We start from the raw sequence: 1,454 nt of genomic DNA, 5'->3' as shown, positions 1-1,454 counted from the left end.
CCTTACCTTTCTTGAAGGGTGTTTGGGGTCGTCGGCCTTAGGCTTCGAATCACCCAGGGATGTCGGGTATGGCTTTCATCGGTTTGCTGCCGTTTATGGCCGAAGGAGATTGGCCGCCCGGCGTCCCGCGACGACTCGACCGCTAATTGAGAGAAGCGATGTGATCGCTGTGTAAGGACACGCCGGCGTGGTCGTCTGCTGGGCCGTTTCACACGACGACAATCATGGAGGTGGTTGTGGGGCAACAACTGTGGGCCGGTGTGGATGCCGGAAAATCCGAACATCACTGCGTAGTCATCGACGGTGACGGGCAGCGACTGCTGTCCCAACGCGTCGCCAACGACGAAACAGTCCTGCTCGAATTGATCCAGGCCGTCATCACGCTGGCCGATGGTGGTGACGTCACCTGGGCGATCGACCTCAACCACGGTGGGGCCGCGTTGCTGATCACCTTGCTCATCACCCACGAGCAGCGGCTGCTCTACATTCCGGGCCGCACCGTCTATCACGCCTCCGGCGGTTACCGCGGCGACGGCAAGACCGACGCCAAGGACGCCGCGATCATCGCCGATCAGGCCCGCATGCGCCGCGATCTGCAACCGCTGCGTGCGGGCGACGAGATCGCGGTGGATTTGCGGATCCTGACCGCGCGTCGCATCGACTTGGTCGCCGATCGCACCCGCGCGATCAACCGGTTGCGCGCCCAGCTCCTCGAATACTTCCCGGCGCTGGAGCGGGCGTTCGATTACGGCCACAGCAAGGCCGCCTTGATCCTGCTGACCGGCTACCAAACTCCCGATGCACTCCGTCGCGCTGGAGTCGCACGCCTGGAAGCCTGGTTGCGCAAACGCAAGGCCTACAACGCTACTGCCGTTGCCGCCACGGCGATCGCAGCCGCCAACGCCCAACACAGCACCGTGCCCGGCCAACAGATCGCCGCGGCGATGGTCGCGCGGCTGGCCAAGGAGGTGATGGCCCTCGACACCGAAATCGGCGACACCGAAACGATGATCGAGGACCGATTTCGCCGCCACCGCCACGCCGAGATCATCCTGAGCATGCCCGGATTCGGCGTCCAGCTCGGCGCCGAGTTCCTCGCCGCCACCGGTGGTGACATGACCACCTTCGACAGCGTCGACCGCCTCGCCGGCGTGTCCGGGCTGGCCCCGGTACCGCGAGATTCCGGGCGCGTCAGCGGCAACCTCAAACGCCCCCGCCGCTACGACCGCCGACTGCTGCGAGCCTGCTACCTGTCGGCCCAGATCGCCATCCGCACCGACCCCGCCTCCCGGACCTACTACGACCGCAAGAGATCCGAAGGCAAAACCCACACCCAAGCCATCCTCGCCCTGGCCCGCCGACGCCTCAACGTCCTGTGGGCAATGCTCCGCGACCACGCCGTCTACCAGCCCACAACTACTGCTGCGGCCGCTTGACAACGTCATTGAGAATCT

The 1,454-nt window shown here is 65.1% G+C and carries 1 protein-coding gene; it reads left to right on the top strand.

What is annotated here, in order from left to right; all coding sequences use genetic code 11:
* Window positions 1-236: 236 nt before the first annotated feature.
* Window positions 237-1,436 carry an IS110 family RNA-guided transposase gene (locus CQY20_RS33750; protein ID WP_207767375.1) on the top strand — a complete coding sequence of 400 codons (1,200 nt, stop codon included), beginning with the start codon at window positions 237-239 and terminating at the stop codon, window positions 1,434-1,436.
* The last annotated feature ends 18 nt before the right edge of the window (window positions 1,437-1,454 follow it).

Source organism: Mycolicibacterium agri (assembly GCF_002553505.1).
GTDB lineage: Bacteria > Actinomycetota > Actinomycetes > Mycobacteriales > Mycobacteriaceae > Mycobacterium > Mycobacterium agri.
The sequence above is the reverse complement of the archived record's forward strand: the minus strand, read 5'-3'. Positions and strand labels throughout refer to the sequence as shown.